Origin of the sequence: Algoriphagus jejuensis (genome assembly GCF_039523455.1) — a bacterium.
Lineage (GTDB): Bacteria > Bacteroidota > Bacteroidia > Cytophagales > Cyclobacteriaceae > Algoriphagus > Algoriphagus jejuensis.
Genome location: NZ_BAAAFI010000009.1, coordinates 72,076 through 92,569 on the forward strand (window position 1 = coordinate 72,076; position 20,494 = coordinate 92,569).

At 45.7% G+C, this 20,494-nt stretch carries 22 protein-coding genes; 10 read left to right on the forward strand and 12 right to left on the reverse strand.

Annotated features, from left to right (window positions below; all coding sequences use genetic code 11):
* Positions 1-64 precede the first annotated feature (64 nt).
* The 3 genes from ABD031_RS10500 to ABD031_RS10510 all read right to left on the reverse strand — a co-directional run bounded on the left by ABD031_RS10500 (position 65) and on the right by ABD031_RS10510 (position 2,151).
* Positions 65-349 carry a sll1863 family stress response protein gene (locus ABD031_RS10500; protein ID WP_343851135.1) on the reverse strand — a complete coding sequence of 95 codons (285 nt, stop codon included), beginning with the start codon at positions 347-349 and terminating at the stop codon, positions 65-67.
* 113 nt (positions 350-462) lie between these two features.
* The gene (locus ABD031_RS10505) at positions 463-1,083 is read right to left on the reverse strand and encodes an FMN-binding negative transcriptional regulator (RefSeq protein ID WP_343851137.1); all 621 of its coding nucleotides are present in this window, start codon (positions 1,081-1,083) and stop codon (positions 463-465) included.
* Positions 1,084-1,188: 105 nt separating this feature from the next.
* Entirely contained in the window at positions 1,189-2,151 is a 963-nt protein-coding gene (locus ABD031_RS10510) for a YitT family protein (protein WP_343851139.1), read from the reverse strand.
* Positions 2,152-2,200: 49 nt separating this feature from the next.
* On the opposite strand from ABD031_RS10510, the gene ABD031_RS10515 reads away from it, so the two are divergent.
* The 4 genes from ABD031_RS10515 to ABD031_RS10530 all read left to right on the forward strand — a co-directional run bounded on the left by ABD031_RS10515 (position 2,201) and on the right by ABD031_RS10530 (position 7,327).
* Positions 2,201-3,664, forward strand: a complete 1,464-nt coding sequence (locus ABD031_RS10515) for a potassium/proton antiporter (protein ID WP_343851140.1) — start codon at positions 2,201-2,203, stop codon at positions 3,662-3,664.
* A gap of 157 nt (positions 3,665-3,821) precedes the next feature.
* Positions 3,822-5,249, forward strand: a complete 1,428-nt coding sequence (locus ABD031_RS10520) for a circularly permuted type 2 ATP-grasp protein (RefSeq protein WP_343851142.1) — start codon at positions 3,822-3,824, stop codon at positions 5,247-5,249.
* 11 nt (positions 5,250-5,260) lie between these two features.
* Positions 5,261-6,253: an alpha-E domain-containing protein gene (locus ABD031_RS10525; protein WP_343851144.1), complete on the forward strand. Its 993-nt coding sequence runs from the start codon at positions 5,261-5,263 to the stop codon at positions 6,251-6,253.
* A 210-nt stretch (positions 6,254-6,463) separates the two neighbouring features.
* The gene (locus tag ABD031_RS10530; protein ID WP_343851146.1) at positions 6,464-7,327 is read left to right on the forward strand and encodes a transglutaminase family protein; all 864 of its coding nucleotides are present in this window, start codon (positions 6,464-6,466) and stop codon (positions 7,325-7,327) included.
* Between the two features lie 6 nt (positions 7,328-7,333).
* On the opposite strand, the gene ABD031_RS10535 is transcribed toward ABD031_RS10530, so the two are convergent.
* On the reverse strand, positions 7,334-8,110 hold the full coding sequence (locus ABD031_RS10535) for a DUF6503 family protein (RefSeq protein ID WP_343851148.1): 777 nt from the start codon (positions 8,108-8,110) through the stop codon (positions 7,334-7,336).
* Between the two features lie 246 nt (positions 8,111-8,356).
* On the opposite strand from ABD031_RS10535, the gene ABD031_RS10540 reads away from it, so the two are divergent.
* Positions 8,357-9,598 carry a PepSY-associated TM helix domain-containing protein gene (locus ABD031_RS10540; protein WP_343851150.1) on the forward strand — a complete coding sequence of 414 codons (1,242 nt, stop codon included), beginning with the start codon at positions 8,357-8,359 and terminating at the stop codon, positions 9,596-9,598.
* A 391-nt stretch (positions 9,599-9,989) separates the two neighbouring features.
* Positions 9,990-10,616 (forward strand): TVP38/TMEM64 family protein, encoded by a 627-nt coding sequence (locus ABD031_RS10545; protein ID WP_343851152.1) that lies wholly within the window; start codon positions 9,990-9,992, stop codon positions 10,614-10,616.
* Positions 10,617-10,651: 35 nt separating this feature from the next.
* Here the strand turns inward: ABD031_RS10545 and ABD031_RS10550 are convergent, their stop codons facing one another.
* The 5 genes from ABD031_RS10550 to ABD031_RS10570 form a co-directional block, all read right to left on the reverse strand.
* Positions 10,652-11,086, reverse strand: coding sequence for a hypothetical protein (locus ABD031_RS10550; protein ID WP_343851154.1), 435 nt, complete (start codon positions 11,084-11,086; stop codon positions 10,652-10,654).
* Positions 11,087-11,240: 154 nt separating this feature from the next.
* Entirely contained in the window at positions 11,241-11,942 is a 702-nt protein-coding gene (locus ABD031_RS10555) for a hypothetical protein (RefSeq protein WP_343851156.1), read from the reverse strand.
* 165 nt (positions 11,943-12,107) lie between these two features.
* The gene (locus ABD031_RS10560) at positions 12,108-13,208 is read right to left on the reverse strand and encodes an acyltransferase family protein (RefSeq protein ID WP_343851158.1); all 1,101 of its coding nucleotides are present in this window, start codon (positions 13,206-13,208) and stop codon (positions 12,108-12,110) included.
* Between the two features lie 108 nt (positions 13,209-13,316).
* Positions 13,317-13,616: a chaperone modulator CbpM gene (locus ABD031_RS10565; RefSeq protein WP_343851160.1), complete on the reverse strand. Its 300-nt coding sequence runs from the start codon at positions 13,614-13,616 to the stop codon at positions 13,317-13,319.
* Position 13,617: 1 nt separating this feature from the next.
* The gene (locus ABD031_RS10570; RefSeq protein WP_343851162.1) at positions 13,618-14,523 is read right to left on the reverse strand and encodes a DnaJ C-terminal domain-containing protein; all 906 of its coding nucleotides are present in this window, start codon (positions 14,521-14,523) and stop codon (positions 13,618-13,620) included.
* Here ABD031_RS10570 and ABD031_RS10575 point away from each other — a divergent pair.
* On the forward strand, positions 14,522-14,734 hold the full coding sequence (locus ABD031_RS10575; RefSeq protein ID WP_343851164.1) for a hypothetical protein: 213 nt from the start codon (positions 14,522-14,524) through the stop codon (positions 14,732-14,734). The two genes, ABD031_RS10570 and ABD031_RS10575, sit on opposite strands and share 2 nt — an antisense overlap.
* Before the next feature lie 31 nt (positions 14,735-14,765).
* Here ABD031_RS10575 and ABD031_RS10580 read toward each other — a convergent pair whose 3' ends face one another.
* From ABD031_RS10580 to ABD031_RS10590, 3 genes are all read right to left on the reverse strand, one after another.
* Positions 14,766-15,359: a DUF2911 domain-containing protein gene (locus ABD031_RS10580; protein WP_343851166.1), complete on the reverse strand. Its 594-nt coding sequence runs from the start codon at positions 15,357-15,359 to the stop codon at positions 14,766-14,768.
* Positions 15,360-15,485: 126 nt separating this feature from the next.
* Positions 15,486-16,319, reverse strand: a complete 834-nt coding sequence (locus ABD031_RS10585) for an OmpA family protein (protein WP_343851168.1) — start codon at positions 16,317-16,319, stop codon at positions 15,486-15,488.
* A 107-nt stretch (positions 16,320-16,426) separates the two neighbouring features.
* Positions 16,427-17,254 (reverse strand): sugar phosphate isomerase/epimerase family protein, encoded by an 828-nt coding sequence (locus ABD031_RS10590; protein WP_343851170.1) that lies wholly within the window; start codon positions 17,252-17,254, stop codon positions 16,427-16,429.
* A 152-nt stretch (positions 17,255-17,406) separates the two neighbouring features.
* Between ABD031_RS10590 and ABD031_RS10595 the strand changes: the two genes are divergently transcribed.
* The 3 genes from ABD031_RS10595 to ABD031_RS10605 all read left to right on the forward strand — a co-directional run bounded on the left by ABD031_RS10595 (position 17,407) and on the right by ABD031_RS10605 (position 20,438).
* Positions 17,407-18,396 (forward strand): NHL repeat-containing protein, encoded by a 990-nt coding sequence (locus ABD031_RS10595; protein ID WP_343851172.1) that lies wholly within the window; start codon positions 17,407-17,409, stop codon positions 18,394-18,396.
* Positions 18,397-18,704: 308 nt separating this feature from the next.
* A complete protein-coding gene (locus ABD031_RS10600) occupies positions 18,705-19,085 on the forward strand; it encodes a VOC family protein (RefSeq protein ID WP_343851174.1) in 381 nt (126 codons plus the stop codon).
* Between the two features lie 60 nt (positions 19,086-19,145).
* A complete protein-coding gene (locus ABD031_RS10605) occupies positions 19,146-20,438 on the forward strand; it encodes a sensor histidine kinase (protein WP_343851176.1) in 1,293 nt (430 codons plus the stop codon).
* Positions 20,439-20,494 lie beyond the last annotated feature (56 nt).

Consider the following 20,494-nt stretch of genomic DNA (forward strand, 5'->3'; position numbering starts at 1 on the left):
GCCAGGAAAACCTGGCTTTCGCTTAGAGTCTGAGCTAATTGGGTTGATTCCTTGAAACGATTTTTCAGTCAAATAGCCTTCCGAGATTGGCGAATCCTTCCTTAAATGATTTGAGCGAATCTCCGAGGACGTCTTTTATTTCCTCCCATTTGTCCTCAGCGTCATCTTCGATGCCGTCAATCTTGGCTTCGAGCGCATCCTTCTTTGCCTTCAGTGCATCGACTTTTTCCTGAAACTCCTCTTTCAGCTCAGCGGAGAGATCGTCTTTCTTTGCATCAAGCTCCTTGATTTTTGACTTCGCATCGGCAAGTGCTTCAGCTGCTTTGGCTTTTATTTCTTCTTTTGTCATGGTAAAAATGAGTTAAAAATGATGTCTAAAAGTTAGCGATAATTTCAGCTCGTTTTTCAATCACTTATCACTGATCGTGTTCTTTTGCAACTAGTTGACGAAAGATAGACTAGCTACAATTTTCTGATTTTTCGCATCTCTGCCGCTACTTCTTTTTCCATCGGAAAAGGACATTCTTCCAGTTTGGCAACGATATTTTGGTAGTTGACATCGTCTCGGTTTTGTGAAAGTTTGGCGTTGGCCTGTACTTCTTCGATCGTGATCTCAAAACCCACCAAAGCGCGAACTTGCTTTTGTACGTAGTCGGCTGACAGGGTTTCGACGCTGACTCGGTTTGGCCGGCCGGCTTCATACACGTCTACCAGCGACTTCAGATGCGCCATCAGTTCCCCGCCTTCGATGATTCGGACTTTGCCATAAACATGAACGGCCAGGTAGTTCCAAGTTGGGACGTTTTCGTGATTATACCACGAAGAGGAGATGTAAGCATGAGGTCCTTGGAAGATCACCAAAACCTCGTCTTGGTTCATGATTGACTTCCATTGCGGATTCGCTTTGGCGATATGGGAGCCCAATGTCGGGTTTCCTTCGGCGTTTTGGCCAAAAACGAATGGAATATGCGTAGCCCAGGGTCGCCCGTTTACTTGACTCACAAGAGTAGCAAACGCATTCTTTTGAATGAACTCGATGATTTCAGGTTCGTTTTGCCAAGTGTTGATCGGATGGATGTACATGGGAGTGGTAATTTGAGTTATAAGAACGTCCGGGTTTCTTTCGGTGATTCGAGAATTTTGGCTGCCTGAAGTGAAAAAAACGTTTCTGATCCACAAACAACTGGCTCAATGTAGTGGGCGCTTTTTAATCATGCCGCCTTTGGTGTCCTTGATCGGGTATTGGATCACAAAAGCTCTCGGGTCGATCTTGTCGATTTCAGTTTGAATCTTGGTAATCTCCAGTCGCGTCACGACGCAAAAGAGTACGTTTCTATCCGGGTTTTTAGCTTTTTCCCCAAATCCTCCATCGGCTTTAAATGCCGTCACGCCTCGGCCTAGATCATACGTGATTTTGGTCTTGATCTCATCAGAAAAATCCGAAATGATCATAACCCCGATGTATTCTTCGACCCCGTTGATCAAAAAATCAACCGTGCGGGAAGCCGAAAAATAGGTCAACATGGAATACATCGCCGTCTCCAGATTCACCATTATCGCTGCTACGATAAACAGGAAGACGTTGAACACCGTGATAAAGTCTCCAACCGTGAGGCTTGATTTGCGCGAAACTGAGATAGCCAAGACTTCTGTGCCGTCTATCACTGCTCCGCCACGAATGGCAAAGCCGATGCCCGCACCAAGAAAAAATCCACCAAACACCGCGATCAACAATTTATCGGCCGTAATTACCGGCATTTCGATGAAATGAACCAAGAGTGCCAAGGCCAGAATTGCCATGGTGCTTTTGATTGCAAAGCCTAGAGACAACTGCCGATAACCGAGGTAGATGAACGGTAAATTGACCAACAGGATCAGAATGGAGAGATCCAGTGGGGTCAGGATTTCCAACAGCAGCGACATACCCATGGCGCCTCCGTCAAAGAAATTGTTGGGCAATAAAAAACTTTTCAGACCTATGCTCGCCATCACGACCCCAAGGCCGATGAACAACGCGTCCTTGATCTGTCTCCAGATTGTAATTCTCTTTACCCAGGATGCATTTTTTATTTCTAACAGTCTTTTTGGCATGTTCAAAAGTAACTTATTCCAATAGGTTTTCGGAACCAATTTCTTTGCGATTTTTTTCACTTCTTGCAATTGATCCTTCTTTATAGTTCCCCTTAACCCGAACTTTTTGATGCAAATCACTATTGAAAATATTCTTTTGATTGGCTCACTCCTGCTGATCTTCAGCATTTTGGCCAGCAAAACCGCCGGAAGAGCGGGGATTCCAGTCCTGCTGCTGTTCTTGGGGGTCGGAATGCTGGCCGGTACGGATGGAGTTGGAAAGATCGCCTTTGACGACCCAGGAATTACCCAGTTTCTGGGAATATTGTCACTTACTTATATTTTGTTTTCCGGAGGTCTGGACACCAAATGGGAGTCGATCAAGCCAGTATTGAAGCCTGGGCTGCTGCTCTCCACTCTCGGAGTTTTGCTTACGGCGGTTTCAGTGGGGCTGTTCGCAAGTTTGGTGGCTGGCTTGAGCTGGAAAGAAGGTTTGCTGCTCGGCGCGATCGTCTCTTCTACAGATGCAGCAGCTGTTTTTTCCATTTTGCGAAGCAAAAGTATTGGCCTCAAAGGTAACCTGCGACCGATGTTGGAGTTTGAGTCGGGAAGCAATGACCCTATGGCATTTTTCCTCACGATTGGATTGACTTCCTGGCTGAGTTTGGAGGGGTTTAGCCCGGTGGATTTGATTCCAATGTTTTTGAAGCAGATGTTTTTTGGAGCTGCAGCAGGTTATTTGCTTGGAAAAGGAATCGTCTTTCTGATCAACAAGATCAATTTGGAATACGAAGGCTTATATCCGGTTTTGATGCTGGGCTTGGTGGTGTCGGTCTATACATTGACAGATTTGATCGGAGGCAATGGTTTTTTGGCAGTCTATCTGAGTGCTATTACCATGAACCAAAGCCGGATGCTCCACCACAAAAGTCTCATCAGGTTTTTTGACGGAATCGCGTGGCTGATGCAGATTGTCATGTTTTTGACTCTTGGGCTGCTGGTGTTTCCCTCTCAGATCTTACCTGTGGTCGGCATCGGTTTCGTTATCGCGGTTTTTCTGATGTTTGTCGCAAGACCCCTCGGCGTATGGGTCTCCTTGTCTTTTTTTAACTACAAAAACCGGGAAAAGCTATTTGTCAGCTGGGTAGGACTGAGGGGGGCGGTTCCAATTGTTTTTGCTACTTTCCCCTTAATTGCAGGAGTGGAACAGAGCAATCTGATCTTTAACATTGTCTTTTTCATTGTCATTACCTCAGTAGCACTGCAGGCGACTACGCTTGCCAAGGTTGCAGGATGGCTTCACTTGGCCGTCCCAGAGGGGTTGAAGAGAAAAAGTCTGTTGGACTTGGAACTTTCTGAGGATTTTAAAAATGCCTTAGTCGAGGTGATACTTCCTCCAGGATCACTGGTGGACGGCAAGAAAATCCTTGAATTGAATTTCCCCAAGACTTCCCTGATTGTTTTGGTCAACAGAAACGATAAATTCATCACTCCCAACGGTGGTACTGAACTGAAGTCTGGAGACAAACTTATGATCATGATCAATTCAGGTTCGGAAGAGTCACTGGTTAGGCATGCCCTCGCTTTGGAGTGACTTTTTGCGTATTAGGTTAATATTTGCCTGAATTTTTGGGAATATTATATCAAATCGGTTTATTGAAGTTATAAATGAATAGAAAAATCAGATTTTTTTGAAAATATTTGATTTTCCAGTTTCTTTTTTATCTTACTGTAGAATTAATTCCAAGCTTATGAAGACAGAAGGATACGCCAGCAGCGAACACTATGATGAGATGTTCACTCCAGATGGCAACATACGAAGCCACTACTCAGAGTTTTATAATTACTTGAGTAAAGCGTCTCCGAAGAAGATGAATCAGCTTCAGTTTTCTGCCAACAAGACACAGAAGTCTATGGGGATGACCTTTAATGTCTACCACGATAATCAGGGACTCGAAAAGATCCTTCATCTGGATATCATTCCCAGAATCATTCCCAATTCGGAGTGGAAAAAACTAGAGGCAGGCCTGAAACAACGGATTCACGCGCTCAACCTTTTTCTCCAAGATATCTATAATGAGAAAAAAATACTGAAGGATGGCGTTGTTCCTTCGGAATTGATCTTGGGTTCCAAAGACTATCTCAAGCCCTGTATCGGCCTCACGCCCCCCAAAGGGATTTGGTGTCACATTACCGGAACCGATCTGGTGCGGGACAAAAATGGCGAATATTACATCCTGGAGGATAATCTTCGCTGTCCGTCTGGAGTCTCCTATATGCTCGAAAGTCGCGAGATCATCAAGCGCGCCTACCCGCAGTTGTTCAATGACGAAGGAGTGATGCCGGTGTCTGACTACCCAATGAAGCTGCTTAAGATGCTTCAATTCCTGTCCAACAAACCGAAACCTGTGGTGGGAGTATTGACGCCCGGAATCTACAATTCGGCTTATTTTGAACATTCCTATCTGGCACTGCAGATGGGGGTCGAACTGGTCAACGGCGTGGATCTGGTCGTGCAGAATAAGAAGGTGTACATGCAAACTACCAAGGGATTGGAACAGATCGATGTGCTTTACCGCCGCATTGACGATTCCTTCCTAGATCCGCTCACTTTCAACGCCAAGTCTATGCTGGGTGTCCCGGGGTTGTTTGAAGCCTATAAGGCCGGCAACATCGGTCTCGCCAATGCCCCGGGTACAGGGGTCGCAGATGACAAGGCGGTCTATGCCTATGTGCCCCGGATCATCAAGTACTACCTGGATGAGGAACCGATTTTGAATAATGTACCGACTTATCTCTGTCGCGAAGAAGAGGATAGAAAGTACGTGCTGGATCACATTGACGAGCTGGTGGTAAAGGAGACCAATGCAGCTGGTGGCTACGGAATGCTCATCGGCCCTAAAGCGTCCACCGAAGAGCACGATAAATTCCGGCAACTCATTCGAAGCAATCCGGACAATTATATTGCGCAGCCGACCCTCTCGCTCTCTACCGTACCCTGCCTGACTGATGAGGGAGTCACAGGTCGACACGTTGACCTGCGGCCATATATCCTTTATGGCAGAGATATCGAAGTGATCCCTGGAGCATTAACTCGAGTGGCACTGAAGAAAGGCTCCTTGGTTGTAAATAGCTCCCAAGGCGGAGGAAGTAAAGATACTTGGGTACTATACAATTAATCTGAAAACATATGCTAAGTCGTGTAGCTAATCACATTTATTGGTTGGGAAGATATTTGGAAAGAGCGGAAAACTACGCCCGCTTCATCGATGTCAATTTCAATCTGATGCAGGATCTCCCCATGGATTTGAAGGAGCAGTGGGCTCCTTTGGTAGCAGCCACAGGAGATCTGGATTTGTACAAAAAAAAATATGAAGGTTTCGAGCGAAATCAGGTAATGTACTTCCTGACTTTTGACGAGGACAATCCGAACTCGATGCTTTGCTCGGTGACCTTGGCCCGCGAAAACGCGAGGATCATCCGCGAGAATCTCAGCAAAGAGACTTGGGAAAAGTGCAACGAGCTCTATTACATGCTGAGAGAGGGACTCGAAAAGAAAATTTGGAAAAAAGAAGACCCAAGGCAGTTTTTTGAGACTGTGAAAAACCAGATTTTGCTCCTATATGGATTGGCAGATGCCACGGTAGCCAGAACGGAGGGCTGGCATTTTAGGCAGCTGGGACAGTTGCTGGAGCGGGCTGACAAGACTTCGAGGATTCTTGATGTGAAATATCACATTCTGCTTCCGTCGACCTACGAAGTGGGTTCTCCACTGGACTTTCTCCATTGGATGGCGTTGCTCAAGTCAGTGACTGGTTTCAATACTTACCGTAGATTGTACGGCAATATTGACCCCTCGGGAGTGGTGGAGTTTATGCTTCTGAACAAGTATTTTCCCCGATCAATTTTCTATTGCCTCAAGGAGGCCGAGCGATGCTTACGCTGCATCTCCGGCAATACGTCGGATGGAGCAATCACTGTTGTCGAAAAATCAATTGGTGAGTTGCGCTCCCGCTTAGAGTACGCAGAGGTCGATGATATAATAGTGTTGGGCCTTCATGAATTTTTGGATACAGTACAACTAAAAATTAACCATATTTCTGACCTTATTGACGTCAACTATTTTAGGGCCAAAGAGGAAAACGTCTACAAGCCCGAGACACAGTCTCAATCGCAGTCCTGAAATTCAGGCATGGGAGAAAACCAAAAAACCGGATGCCCATCAATATTCGATTCTTTCTAGTTACCGGGTTCGTTTGGAATCTAGACGATGCGTTGAAAAGTTCGCAGAATAGACGATTTGAAAAACAGCAGAGCAGGCCTGGATGAATCTTTATCCATTGCAAGCCTAACTAGTAAACCTTTTAAAAGAGTACACGATGATTCCTGAAGCATGCTGATCCAGATTTGGCACCATTCTAAGTACGAATACAGTTCGGAAGTTTTTCTCGGAATCCACAAGCTATACCTGATTCCCCAGCACCGTCCCTTTTTCAGAATTGAGCATCAAAAGTTTCAGGTTAATCCTGAACCTGAAGGAAATAATTTTCGCCAGGATCTAGCCGGTAACTGGTACAAACAATGCTGGTTTACCGGCAATACATCTGGACTGGAGATTACAGGAGAGTGGATATTCAAGCTTCAGAGTTTCAATCCCTTTGGGTTTATCATTGACAAGGAATTTGAGGAAAAGGGCTGGAGTAATGCGCAGTTTGAGTTTAGCTACGAGGAGAAGACCGCATTCCTTATCCCATTTTTGTCTGACAAGGGAGACGCGGTGTTTAGGGATTTTCTACTGGGAATTAAAAACCAGTCGCTTGGCCTTATCGATTTTCTGGTTACGCTGACCAAAGAAATTAATTTGGGATGGAAGTATCTGGTCCGCTTGGAGCAGAACATCTGGCGTGCCGAATTTACCTTCGCTGAGAGAGAGGGCTCCTGTCGAGACCTGGCTGTAATGCAGATGGAAATGCTCCGAGAACTGGGGCTGGCGACTCGATTTGTGAGCGGGTATGCGTTTAATCCGGATTTGGCTACAGGCCATGAGCTTCATGCTTGGCTAGAGGTATTTCTTCCTGGAGCGGGTTGGGTGGGGCTTGATCCTAGCTTGGGATTGCTGACAGACCATTGCTATATTCCGTTGGCCTCGCATCCCGATCCCGCGCGAGCCATGCCAGTGCAGGGTACTTTCTTGGGCGATTCGGGTTCAGCGTTGATTACCCGAGTAGAAATGAAGCTCCTCCATCAGGGCAGATAATCGGCTCTAGTTGGCTACAACGGCGTTTTTTTCAGGCATTGCAAAAAGGTCGTCGTCCATCGGCTCATCTACTAGAAGGACGTCTGAGAAACTCACCTGGTAGCTGATTTTCTTGGTTGAGTCATTTTCAAACTGATAGCCGGTCATGACTCTTGGGAAAACCAAACCTCCGGCATCTCGATAGTCCTCGTATTTCAGTGCATTCATCCGGGTATTGCTTTTGTCAAAAAATGTAACGGTGTACAGCACCCAAGCCAGTCTGCCGGTATCCTCATCGATTAGCATATAGTAGATGTCTCCGGAACTATCTCCGACATTATCCTCAAAACTTACCTGGAATGCCCCGTATGACTGTCCGTCGACCAGCTTGTTTTCGGTTTTTTCGACTTTGACCCCCGGATCAGTAAAGACGTACGGAATAGAGAAGAAATAAAAATAGAGGTTGTGATAGAATCGGACGGATCGCCCTTGAAAAGCCTGACGGTTTGGGCTGATCCAGACTTTTTCTCCGTCATTTCCGATTTGCCAGGTGTCGGCATCGATCCTCACTTTGCGCTCAGCCAGGTTGATGTAGTGATTTTCCCAGTCCAGGTTGGTCTCATGGACCATTGCAAAAGAAAAAGCCCTGGCATCGATCCATTTGCTCCAATCACCATGGGAATTCAGCAGTTGTTGGAATGCTGCCGGCTGATCCAATCTAGGATCTGGGGCTGTGTTTTTTTCCTGCCCACAGGCAAATGCAAAAGCCAATAGAATAAGGAGGTAGCCTCGGGTGGTTCTCATTTGGGTGATTTTAGACAAGAAAGATACCAAAACGGAGGAGATTCGCCAGTAAACCCGAATCGGAAGTCGTCCGAAGCATTGGAAAACATCGGAATTGCATGGGCTTGAAGCTTTTCAAAAGGGGCTGCGAAGGAAAAACACAGGATAGCAAGAAAAGATTTTCGGTCTGCGTTGAAATTTTTATTAGATCGAATCTAAATAAATAAAACTGTTGTTTAGATTTGTTCCAATTTAAAATAGTGTGCTATGTGGAAATCAATCAGAAATTTTTTAGTAGATCTTCATCTATATGCCGGCCTTACCTGTGGGTTGATTGTGATTGCGGTCTGCCTAAGTGGCACCATCTACGTTTACAATACAGAAATCCGGGAGTGGGCTGATTCTGAGCGCTATTTTGTAGAGGTTACTGGGCAAAAAAAATCGTTGGATGAACTGAAGACCGTCGTCGAAACCGAGCTATCTGCCGAAGTCGTCGGCGCCAATGTATATCAAGACGATGACAGAACGGTGCAGTTTCAGGTGAAGGAAGAAGGGGCTGAGCGTCCGGCGACCTATTATGTCAATCCTTACACCGCAGAAATCCTCACCATCAGTCCAGAGAAAACCTCCGCGGAAGAATTTATGGGCTATATGTTTTCCCTCCATCGTTGGCTACTTTTGGATCGGATCGAGGAGCCCATACTGGAGTCTATGGGCAACCGAGATCTTGGCAGATTCATCAATGGAGTCGCTACTTTGCTGTTTTTATTTGGCGTGATGAGCGGAATGTTTATCTGGGTTCCGCAAAAAGTGAAAAGCTGGAAACAGGGTTTGAAAATCAAATGGTCTGGCAACTGGAAGCGCGTCAACCATGACCTGCATAATACCTTGGCGTTCTATTCCCTGATTATTTTGTTTGTAATGGCAGTCACGGGACCATTCTGGTCCTACGAGTGGTACAGAACAGGTTGGCAAAAAACCTGGGATATCTATCAAGCTCAGTCTGGTCCTAACGGAAATGCCGGTGGAAGACCAGAAGGCCGTGGGGGCAATGAAGTGGAAAAAGCCGCAGAGGAAGAGCCTGTCGCAAAAGAAATTATATCCTTTGATGAGGTGGTTGCAGCTAGTAATTCTACGCTATCCTACGAGGGGAATCTGAGGATCTCATTGCCTAATAAGCCAAAAGGAGATGTTTCTGTGAGCAAAGCACGGACGGGGTTTTTCGCAAAATCCGGTTCAGATCAGTTGACACTCGATCCGGCGAGTCTGGAAGTAAAGGAAGCGAAGCTGTTTTCCGATCTCCCCGTTCGCCAGCAAATCGGTCGTTCTGTCAAGTCCCTGCATACCGGAGAGATCTTCGGGCAATTTTCTAAGTTTATATGGTTTGTGGCCTGTCTCATTGCCACCTCACTGCCGATCACCGGCACGCTGATCTGGTGGAACAAGCGAAAAAAGAAAAAACCAAGTCGATCCAAACAGTCCAAAAATACCCAGGTCGAGATGGCCTGATCTTTTTACAAAGCGGGTGTTTTCACCCGCTTTTTTATTGGTGGATATACTGTTTCGGAGGGTTAGGCCATACGATATTTCAGAGAAAATATCGTTAGGTGAAAACGTCAATCAAAGCCCGATAAAGTTGATAGCGATCTGAAGAAGTTGATTCTCAATCTTTCGAGGGAAAAGGTGGCGGAATAAGGTAACCAAGTACCTTTCGAAGGTAATTAATCAGCAGAACAGCAGACTACTGAGGATAGACAAAATCTCACTCAGTCACCCAGTTTAAAACGCAGCGTACGGAGATCCACATTGATGCCAAAATATGAAAGGATTAAGTCCCGATACTACCCCCCAAAAAAGCAACTTACCGATTTATCTTTCCCTTCTCTTAATCGCAGGATTAGTGGTATGTTATTTTACGATCCCATCTGTCAATCATTTTTTCAAAGATGCCTGGAGCGTACTTACGAGCGATGATGAAGCACGCATCAAGGCGTGGGTAGAAGGCTTCGGTTGGTTCGGGCCGATTTCGCTGGTTCTCGCCATGGTCATGCAAATGTTTCTGTTAGTTATCCCCACGACGTTGATCATGATCGTAGCCGTGCTTGCTTACGGGCCGGTATGGGGCTCGGTGATCAGTTTTTTCGCCGTGCTGACTGCTGCTACGGTTGGGTATTTTATCGGGAGATTTGTCGGGTCCAGATTTATAACACGTCTTTTGGGAGAGAAAACGGAGAAGAATGTAAGCTCATTCGTTCAAGATTATGGTTTCTGGGCGGTAGGAATCACCCGCCTCAACCCATTTCTGTCCAATGACGCAATCAGCTTTGTGGCAGGCATGGTGCAGATGCAGTACTGGAAATTTATTCTGGCTACTCTACTCGGTATTGCACCCGTCGTACTTCTACTCGCCCTTACCGGATCAAATACCGATTCACTGAAGAGCGGGTTGCTCTGGGGCTCGCTGGCAAGTATGGTGATCTTCGGGGTGTATATCTGGTGGGACAAAAAGAAGAAAAAAGCCTCTTAACGTATTGATGTTCGCGTATTGACAGATGGATTTAGTCAGAGATCATTTTGCTTTTCCAGCCTCAATTTGATGAACTCACTCCAAGTACTCTCTTCCGACTGCCGGAACCATTTACCGACGACCTCGGTGTTTGCATCATTGATCTCTCCAACGAACTTTATCCCGTCTCCTCCGATCAGGAAATCATTGCCCTCGATCTGGCCTGTCATGACGCCGCTCTCTCCGCTTGAGTTGAAATACCTCATTTCCGTTTTGGTGGAAGATTTGGGGATTCCAATGATCTCAAACGTCTCACTCTTCTCGTTTCCCATGAGGACATCAGCCCTGTGCAGGATGTAATTCCCGTCAAGGATTAGTTCGTAGCTGTCGGTTCCACTCAGAGTCAAAGTTTGGTTACTAGACAGGATTTGCCCGGATGTCTTCCAGACTCCAAGTAGGCGATTGAAAGGAGTTGAAGATATTTTATTCACTGAATGAATATTTTGGCAGTTGGTTTTGCCTAGAAATTAGTTTTTCGATGTCGAGCAGTTGAACTAAAGAAAATTTGGTTTTTGAAGTGGAATCTAACTGGAGATTTTTTTTTAAGAATACAAATTATTCGGCTTGCTCACTCTAGCAAATTTTCTATTGCCATTGTTGCACTTCGTGATTTCTCTGTCTTTCAAAGCTCAACTTATAACTGGCTTTACCGTTGCTCTGTACCACAATCGAAGGTATTGTGATTTTCATTTTATAATTACTTTCAAAAGCTTTATCAAGATTATCTAAATAATAAATTTTTATAATAATTAAAATGCTTTCTTCAATGAGTTCAATATATTCCTTTTGCTCAGAAGTGTTCATCATTTCTAAGGCGACAATTACTAAAGATAAAAGCAAAATTATTGTTCCCGGCAACTCAATTTTTATCGATTCATTTTTATTGTTAACCGGTAGCAGGTAATCAAATTTGTTCGAAAATTTTTTCACAAAAGGGAAATTACCACCTATGAAAACTCTAGAAGATTCAGAAGACTGAAGCCAACACGAATTATCTCCTATCTCCAAGTCAATTTCTTCACCAGTTTTCAGGAGTTTTTCTTTTACATCAGAAAATAGTGTCTGATAATCCACTTCAATATTTAAATTTGTTAAAACTTCTCGAGCTGTTCCTTGTCCTATATTTTTCAATTCTAGAAAAAGACTATTTGGCTTAACTTTATTTTTATTTTCTGAATCGTATGAAATATCGATAGGGAGTATTTTATCTGTGTTAGATGTAAAATACAAATCAAAGCTCGTTGGAAAAATTTGGGGTTCAAATATCTTATATCTTTGAACTTTCATTTCTCTTAATGTTGCCCATATGACTACAAAAGTCAATATCGTGCAGATTGACACAATTGTATTTAATATCATTTATAATAGTCAATTTTAATTTTACATCAAGGTACTTGTTTCTAACGTGTAATTGAAAGCAGACTTTTGTTTGTTTTTTCGATCTTAATCCCGCTATATCCTAAAAAATATCCCCTTTCGATACAGAAAGTAACACAACCCCCACAGTGCTGCCAGCGTTGCCAAGGCGGTGATCAGCGCCAGTCCATGTTCGTCCAAGCCGGTCCAGGATAGAAAACCAACCGTGAAGATCCCCAGCGTTTTGTTGAGCCAGCGGGCGAGAATCTCGGCAAAGAGGTAGATGAAGATCGAGTTCATCCCGACGACGATGAAAGCGAAGCTCCATTTTTTGTTGTCCCGGACATCCACAAACCAATAGGATAAGGCCAAAGTCAACAGTGCCCAACCGCCGGAAGCGAATGCAAATGCAGTGGTGCTGATCCGCTTCACAATCGGCGTGATTCCTGCCAGATCCAAGCCAAATCCGACAATCAATCCGATGATTCCCGCGATTGCAATCAGTTTGATTTTTTCGGACGGAGCCTTCGTCGAAAGCAGTAGATTCCCGCAGATCGCGCCCCAGATCGTGTGTGCGGCCGTCGGGATGCAGTTGATCGCTACCCAGCCGCCGTTGTTGATCTTGCCCATGAGGAGTTGGTCAGTGTAGTTGCCAAAGTTCGTTCCGTGGACAAACGGCGCCTCGGGATTGTAGAGACGATAAAGGAGTTCTGTCAAAAGAAGAAGTGCCAGAGACACGCCCAGCTGGACTTTCCAGCCCTTGTCGATCAGCAGATAGGTAACGAGAACTGTGAAAGACAACTGTGTCAGGACATTCCAAAGTTCGAAGACCAGTTTGCCGGAATAGATGCAGTGTAGGCCTGTCCCGAAGAGGAAAAGCAGCAGGCAGCGCTTCAGGATATGCTTGGTGACGGAGTCCCGATTTTCAGAAAGGGCCAATCGTTTATTGAGCGAAAAAGGCATCGCGACCCCGACTATAAACATGAAGAAGGGCTGAATCAGATCCCAAAACCGTAGTCCGTTCCACTCGTGGTGCGTAAACTGGAGGAAAAAAGGATGCAATCCGCTTCCCTCCGGATAGAGATCAAGGAGGGCGTCATAGACGTGAGCTGCCTCCGCAACGAGTAAAAACATGGTGAGGCCACGAAACAAATCCAAGGACACCAGTCTTTGGGTGGGCGAGGGAGTGAGGGTCATTTGAGGGGTTTTTGGGAATGGATTATAGATAGCGATTGCAACGAAACTTTCTTTTAGAAATCCGACGGGAGCCTTTCTCCTGAAAAATCATTTTGGCAGCTTCGGTTTTTACTCCGGGAACCCCATTCGCCTCAGGGAGTTTTTCGCTTCTGCGAGTTCCTGACTGAGCCGATCGACCTTCTCCAGGAGATTCATGATCACGTCGATACCCTCGGGATTGACTTCCAGCTCCTGATGGAGACGGATCATTTTTTCAAGATTCGTGACTTTTTCCTCAGGTAGATACCGGATTTCTTCGACCGTGTGTACCTCGATTAGGCCGAGGTCGCTCAGGGAATCGATAAAAGAAACCTCCACCTCGTAATGTGTGCAAAGTGTTTCGATCAGAATCAGATTTGTGACAGCCATCTTATCGTAGGGTTTTCAGTTGTTCAAACAGTTTCTTTTCCTCCGTACTGAGGTTGGTTGGATTTTTTATCGTGTAGGTGAGGATCAGATCCCCAAACTCTCCCTCGTTCTTGTAAACCGGAAAGCCTTTTCCCTTGAGCCGGACTTTAGTTCCTGCTTGCGTTTCTGGTGCTACCTTGAGTTTTACCTTTCCATCAAAGGTTTCGGCTACGATTTCGCCACCGAGGATTGCGGTGTAGAGGTCAATCTCCACATTGGCGTAGAGTTGGTCTCCTTCGCGATGGAATCCGGTTTCGTTTCGGATATTGAACTTGATGTAGAGATCGCCGTTGGGACCTCCATTGGCCCCCGGCCCGCCTTTGCCTTTGATCTTGATCGTCTGCCCGTCGGCAATTCCCGCAGCGATAGTCAAGCGGATTTTCTCCCCGTTGACGGTGAGTACTTGGGGATGGGTTTGGTAGGCGTCGCGAATGTCCAGTTCGAGCTCGGCGTGAAAGTCCTGCCCCCGAAACTTGGCCGAGCGACCTTGACGAAAGCCTCCGGCACTTCCGCCAAACATGGATTCAAAAAAGTCCGAATAGTCGCTGCCGGAAAAGCCTTCGCCAAAGCCTCCTGTGTCTTCCCTTTGCCGATACGAGTAACCTTGGCCGGCCCCGGCACCCGCTTTTTCGAATTGCTCGGCGTGCTTCCAGTCTTTGCCATACTTGTCGTATTGCTTCCGTTTTTCGGCGTTGCTGAGCACTTCATTGGCCTCATTGACCTCTTTGAATTTTTGCTCAGCGTCCTTGTCACCGGGGTTGACATCCGGATGGTACTTTCTCGCCAATTTGCGATAGGCTTTTTTGATGTCCGCTTCTGTTGCGTTCTTGTCGATGCCAAGGGTTTGGTAGTAGTCGATAAAATCCATGGTCGTTTCTGAGGGGCTAGGACGAAATGTAAAAATCGGATCTCTTAATATATGGAATCCAGTCAAGTTAAGCGACCTGCCGTTTCGTGAAATTCACATCTTCGTCGGGCAAAATCGAGGCACACTATACGAATACGAAATGTTTGCTGCGACGATTCGGGTGTGGGGAGGCAATTCGCCGGTGGTCAAAAAAAAATCCCGCCCGAATTAACAGACAGGATTTAGAATGGGAAACGGGAGAATTAGAACTGGCTTTTAAACTGTTCTAGTTTTTGATCTACTTGCGTATCAACCATGAAAGAAACTACGTATTTCTCCCATGCCATGGTCACTTTTGCGACTTTGTTGTTTTCGGCAGAGATGTGGTATTGCAGTCGCTCGGTATTGCCTGCTGTAGGCGCTACCTTAAAAGACACGGCGTCATCTTTGGCGACGGCTTCTTCGTCGATCTTACCATCTTTCATGTAGGTAAAGACAGACGCTGCTTTGCTGTTCAAATGTACAGTCCATTCACCCGACTCAGCAGGAGTCATGAAGATAGAGTACTTACCAGCTCGAAGATTTTTACCTCCTACGCTTATTGGAGTAGAGAATTCGATGACGGTTTGAGCATTTGCACCGGCTCTCCAGGTTACGCCATATTTTTCGATTTCGCCAAAGATCTTGCGGCCTTTCACCGCAGGAGAGGAGTAGTCAATGCTGATCTTGGTAAAACCGACCACTTGAGATACACTGGCAGCGGGGCTTGCTGCCGGAGATTGCAACTGTGCAAAAGCGGAGAATGAAGTAGCGGCAACAAGGGCAAATGCCAGTAAAAAGAGTTTTGTGTTTTTCATTTAGAAACCAGTTTATTTATTCGAAAGCTAACCAAATTAAATCAAAGGATAATTTGAAAGACTTACAATAGATTGAACGCTACGGGCGATTTTGATCGAATGTTCCAGATCAATTCAGCAGGGGATCTAGTTTCGAAGAATCATTACTACTCGGCGGTTTCTCGCTTTGCCCTCATCGGTCGCATTGGTACTCACAGGGCTCAGCTCGCCGACTCCCTCTGCGCGCAATTGTGCTTGGGAAATCTGGTAGACGCCAATCAGTTCCGTTGCGACTGTTTGTGCTCGGCTTTTAGAGAGCTGCAGGTTGTGCTCTGCAGTTCCGGTGTTGTCTGTGTGCCCTACCAGGTAGACGTTTGTCTCAGGCGCCGACTTTAGGAATTTGGCGATTTCCTCGATCGTGGTGTTGGACTCGGGCTTTAGGGTTGCTTTGTCCGTGTCAAAGTAGATGCCGTAGAAAGTGACCTGCCCTTCGCTTTTCAATTGTTCGGCTATCTCATTGGCGGTGAAAGTTACATATTGGTTCATTTCAGCCTCTTTGATGGTTGTTACTTTATAGTATCCACTTCCATCAGTCAGTACTTCCATCCAGTAATTTGTACCGGATTTAGTGAAGGAAAAATAAGCGGCACTGCCGGAATAGCGCATTTTGCCTCCGATTTTCTCTACCGCATTTTGATAATTTCGGTAGATCATTACCGCTGTAGGGCGTTGCTCCCAATCACCCAGCCACTTGTAAGAGATTACAGATTTTTCTCCCTCTATATCGATGGGCGTACGATTGCCAGAATTGTCGACCTCATAAAAAGTGAAGGTATCAAATTCCCGCAGTTCACAATCTGTAGCAGCATGATTTGGCAGGGCGGAGAACAATTCTTGATTTGCACATTTGGTACTTTCTTGTGCAAATGCGGTCCAAGAGCTAGCAGCAAAAAGTAGGACTAGAAAAAAGGATTTTTTCATGAATAAAAAGAGTTGGTTTTTCAAAAAAAGAGGCCGTTCCTTCCGCGTATAAGCGAGTCGGGAAACGGCCCTCAAAGCTAGCAATGATTCTAGAATCCTGTCAAATCTTATTGGTCTAAAACTGTACGAATAAAGGCGGCACTGACTGGAATCTGTTCTACAGACCTACTGCTCTCGTCTTCGATGACTAGGTATTTGGTTTTTTGTTTTTTAGCCTCTTCGATCAACCCTTTGATGTCGATATCTCCGGTGCCTAAGACCACATTCGTCTCCACATCTCCATGTCCATCGGCTGATCCCGGTGTTCCTTTCTTTCGGTCTTTGAGATGAAGCTGAGGGAATTTCCCAGGATGGGCCTTCATGATGGCCAGTGGATCGCCACCGCCCATTTTGACCCAATAGACATCTAGGTTGAATTGGAAGTCTTTGGCATTTTCCAGCATGTAGTCCATTGGTGTGCCGGAGCCTGAATCTGCAAATTCATAGCCATGTGGGTGATAGGTGAGCGTGATGCCTTCTTTGGCAAACATTGCACCTGCTTTATTAAACAGTTCCGTGGCAGCCTTCATGTCTGCCATTGAGATTGGTCCTTCAGTGTGAGGAATCCAGTAGCAGGTGGCGTACTTGGCACCGTATTTTTTAGCCTCAGCTACGATTCCTGCAGGATCAGATTTGAGCTTGTTGTAGTCTGCTCCCACGCCGATGATTTTCAACTTGTTGTCTTTGAGTAGTTTGGCGTATTCCGCCTCAGTCATGCCATAGCCACCGCCGCCTTCCAGTGCATTGATGCCCCATTCGGCGATCATTTCGTGGTATTTGACAGGATCGATCTTCATCTCATTTCTGAGCGAGTACAACTGAAGGGCGATTTCTTGAGCCTGCAAGCCAAGGGGAGCCGTAAGGAGCAGGGCTACAAACAAGGACTTGAATTTCATAGTAGATGGGTATTTTGGTGTGAGTCTAAGCTATGGATTTTTACAATCTAAGGAAAGATGTTAGGGGCATTTTCCCTAAATTGACCCGATAGCCCAATACCATGAATTCTCGAAGAAAATTTATCCAAAAAACCTCCTTACTAGGATTAGCGATGAGCATTAAACCTGATTTTACCCTTTTGGCAGCCCAAGATCAGATCCTCGGTCACGGGGATTTCAAATATAAAGTAGATACCCAATGGGGAAATCTAGATCCGACCAAGGTTCCGGTGGTCAACTGTCATGAGATGGTCATGGACCGCAAAGGCCGTATGATTATGGTCACAGACGAGGCAAAAAACAACGTCATCATTTACGATCAGTCGGGGAAACTATTGAGCACCTGGACACTGGATCTGGGTCGCGCACACGGACTTTCGCTCGTCGATGAAGGCGATGCGGAATACCTCTGGGTCGTGGACAATGGCGGGAAAGTGGTCAAGACTACGCTGGACGGGAAAGTCGTCACTGAAATTCCCTCACCACTGACCAACGGGATTTATACCGAAAAAATGCCTTGGGTTCCGACCGAGACAGCCGTCGCTCCAAATGGTGACTTATATATCGCAGACGGATACGGTTCGCAGTTTTTTCTGCAATATGACAAAGAGGGCAATTTCATCCGGAAATTCGGAGGTGGGGGAAAGGGAGACGCCCAGTTTAGCACTGCTCACGGCATTGCCATAGACCAGCGAGGCGGGAATGCACCAACGTTGCTCTGTACTTCCCGCGGCCACAATTCCTTCAAGCGATTCACAATGGATGGGGAATACATGGAGACCATCTTTCTTCCCGGAGCGTTTGTCTGTCGTCCGGTGATCTATGGCGAAAATCTTTACGCCGGTGTCTGCTGGTCTCGATTGAGATACCTCGAACAGACGGATAACTCCGGCTTTGTAACCATCCTCGACAAAAACAACAAAGTCGTCTCCAATCCAGGCGGCACCGCCCCCGAGTATCGCAACGGCGAGCTACAGCTTATGGTACAAAAGGAACCCGTATTCAAACATTGCCACGACGTCTGTATCGATCAGGACGAAAACATCTACGTGTGCCAATGGAATGCGGGAAAAACGTATCCGATTAAGTTGACAAGAGTTTGAAAGAGTGTCAGGTAGCTGGTAACAAGTATCAAGATTGGCGAAATTTAGAGTCAAGAATTGAGAGCCAAGAACCAAGACAAGCCGTAAGTGCTGAGTGATTAGCATTGAAATGAGCTTTGACAAACACCCCTTTATTTTCGAATAAGATTTTGGGAAACTATCATTGACCAAGGGGGCTGGGGGGATTTTAAAAACAGAATTAGTAAGATCAGACGGTTGCTTGCGGATCCGCCGGTAGCGAAATTCAGTATTTAATAGGCTTAACGAACCAATAACTTTTAACCCAATAACAGTTAACCCCTAACACTATGGCACAGGTAACAGTAGGATGGTTTGAAATTCCGGTCAGCGACATGGATCGGGCCATCTCTTTTTACGAAAAAGTTTTTGCATGCAAGCTGAATAAGCAGGTCATGGGTGATTTTCAGATGGCTTGGTTTCCATGGGATGATTCTGGCAAAGGCGCAGGTGGAAGTCTGGTGTATCACCAGCAGTTTTACGAAACCAGCGGTCACGCAGGAGCACTGATTTATTTCTCGTCGGAGGACTGCTCCATCGAACTTGCCCGAGTGGTTGATGCCGGAGGAAAGGTTCAGTTTGAAAAAAGAATGATCGCGCCTGATATCGGATATATGGGTGTGTTTATTGATTCCGAAGGGAATCGAATTGCCATTCATTCAAAGCAATAGCGCAAGTTTAGAATATAAAATGTCGATTAAAATATTTGTTAAGTTAACGGGCCTTGTCATATGAGGTGGTTTAATACACCGAGTGAGCCCGGTGATCTTGACCAGTTGCAATATCGGATTGCAGTTCTATTCGTATTGCTGACCTTGGTTTCGATCGTCTTTTTCGGGGTTTCGGATTACCTGTTGGGGCTCAACCCTTTTGTTGGGAAAGTTCGGGTAGTTTATGTCGTACTTTTTTTGGGGTGTTATTTCCTGATGGTGAAGAAAAAGCGCTTTGTGCTGGCCACCAACCTCATGGTCGGGCTGATTTTGATTTTTTCGATCTTAAATTTTTTCTACAATGACGGATATCTTGGGCCCACGATCTACAATCTGTTGGTGCTTATCGTGGCCATCGGCATATTTTTCAATAAAAATCAAAGTATTTTCTGGTTCGTTGCCACGATAGGTTCTTATGTATTGATATTTTACCTGAGTATAAGTGGTGTTGTTCCCGTGGTTAGCAATTATAACTCTCCGATGGATTTGTTTTGGGATAATGCGCTCTCCGTGACTGTCAGTGCCCTCTTTATCTTTATTGGAGTCTATTTGGTGATTCTAAATTATCAAAAGCAGCATCATTCGATGCTTGCGCTAAAGAAGGAAAATGAGAATCATCTTGCCGACCTTACTGCCCTTAATGAAAAAAAGAATCAGCTGATTGCTCTGCTGTCTCATGATCTGCGCAATCCGATTGCCACATTGTCCAACACTCTAGAGTTGGCGGAACAGGAGATTTTGGAACGTGAAGATTTGGGAATTATTTTTTCGGGGCTCAAGGATCAGACTTTTCATCTAAACAATGTACTTGACAATACACTTGAGTGGGTGTCGGCAGAGATGGATGACAGGCCTGCTGAGCGGGTGCTGGTTAGACTCAGTAGCTTTGTTGAGGAGATGAGAATGGCTATACAGATTCAGGCATCTCGAAAGCAGCAGGAGATTATAGTGGAGATGGTGGGGGCAGATCAAGAACTTCATCTTGAGGTCAATGACATTCGAATTATCCTCAAAAATTTATTGGAAAATGCGGTGAAGTTTTCTCCGATGGGGGCAAAAATTGAGCTGGCATTGCTGGTGGGAAAACGGGGGCTGCGGTGGGAAGTAAGAAACTCGGGTACGTTAATATCTGCACAGATCGAACAAGGTCTATTTGAGTTCAAGGCTAAACCCAGCTACGGAACAGATCAAGAAAAAGGCTCTGGCATAGGGCTTTCTCTCTGCAGAAAGATCGCACAAAAGCTGAACATGAACCTCGGATATGAGTTGAAGGAAAATAAAAACGTATTCTATCTCAGCCGAAACTGGGACTGAGTTAGATTTTTTCTCTCATGACTCTGGGATTTATGTCAAGTTGGTCAAAAAATCGG

What these genes read in the sequence shown, in the direction of transcription:
- ABD031_RS10515 (WP_343851140.1), top strand. Translation starts at nt 2,201, where the DNA reads ATGCAAATCACTATTGAAAATATTCTTTTGATTGGCTCACTCCTGCTG.
- ABD031_RS10555 (WP_343851156.1), bottom strand. Translation starts at nt 11,942, where the DNA reads ATGAAAGTTCAAAGATATAAGATATTTGAACCCCAAATTTTTCCAACG.
- ABD031_RS10540 (WP_343851150.1), top strand. Translation starts at nt 8,357, where the DNA reads ATGTGGAAATCAATCAGAAATTTTTTAGTAGATCTTCATCTATATGCC.
- ABD031_RS10570 (WP_343851162.1), bottom strand. Translation starts at nt 14,523, where the DNA reads ATGGATTTTATCGACTACTACCAAACCCTTGGCATCGACAAGAACGCA.
- ABD031_RS10525 (WP_343851144.1), top strand. Translation starts at nt 5,261, where the DNA reads ATGCTAAGTCGTGTAGCTAATCACATTTATTGGTTGGGAAGATATTTG.
- ABD031_RS10600 (WP_343851174.1), top strand. Translation starts at nt 18,705, where the DNA reads ATGGCACAGGTAACAGTAGGATGGTTTGAAATTCCGGTCAGCGACATG.
- ABD031_RS10590 (WP_343851170.1), bottom strand. Translation starts at nt 17,254, where the DNA reads ATGAAATTCAAGTCCTTGTTTGTAGCCCTGCTCCTTACGGCTCCCCTT.
- ABD031_RS10575 (WP_343851164.1), top strand. Translation starts at nt 14,522, where the DNA reads ATGGTCGTTTCTGAGGGGCTAGGACGAAATGTAAAAATCGGATCTCTT.
- ABD031_RS10505 (WP_343851137.1), bottom strand. Translation starts at nt 1,083, where the DNA reads ATGTACATCCATCCGATCAACACTTGGCAAAACGAACCTGAAATCATC.
- ABD031_RS10560 (WP_343851158.1), bottom strand. Translation starts at nt 13,208, where the DNA reads ATGACCCTCACTCCCTCGCCCACCCAAAGACTGGTGTCCTTGGATTTG.
- ABD031_RS10530 (WP_343851146.1), top strand. Translation starts at nt 6,464, where the DNA reads ATGCTGATCCAGATTTGGCACCATTCTAAGTACGAATACAGTTCGGAA.
- ABD031_RS10585 (WP_343851168.1), bottom strand. Translation starts at nt 16,319, where the DNA reads ATGAAAAAATCCTTTTTTCTAGTCCTACTTTTTGCTGCTAGCTCTTGG.
- ABD031_RS10565 (WP_343851160.1), bottom strand. Translation starts at nt 13,616, where the DNA reads ATGGCTGTCACAAATCTGATTCTGATCGAAACACTTTGCACACATTAC.
- ABD031_RS10605 (WP_343851176.1), top strand. Translation starts at nt 19,146, where the DNA reads ATGAGGTGGTTTAATACACCGAGTGAGCCCGGTGATCTTGACCAGTTG.
- ABD031_RS10580 (WP_343851166.1), bottom strand. Translation starts at nt 15,359, where the DNA reads ATGAAAAACACAAAACTCTTTTTACTGGCATTTGCCCTTGTTGCCGCT.
- ABD031_RS10520 (WP_343851142.1), top strand. Translation starts at nt 3,822, where the DNA reads ATGAAGACAGAAGGATACGCCAGCAGCGAACACTATGATGAGATGTTC.
- ABD031_RS10500 (WP_343851135.1), bottom strand. Translation starts at nt 349, where the DNA reads ATGACAAAAGAAGAAATAAAAGCCAAAGCAGCTGAAGCACTTGCCGAT.
- ABD031_RS10535 (WP_343851148.1), bottom strand. Translation starts at nt 8,110, where the DNA reads ATGAGAACCACCCGAGGCTACCTCCTTATTCTATTGGCTTTTGCATTT.
- ABD031_RS10595 (WP_343851172.1), top strand. Translation starts at nt 17,407, where the DNA reads ATGAGCATTAAACCTGATTTTACCCTTTTGGCAGCCCAAGATCAGATC.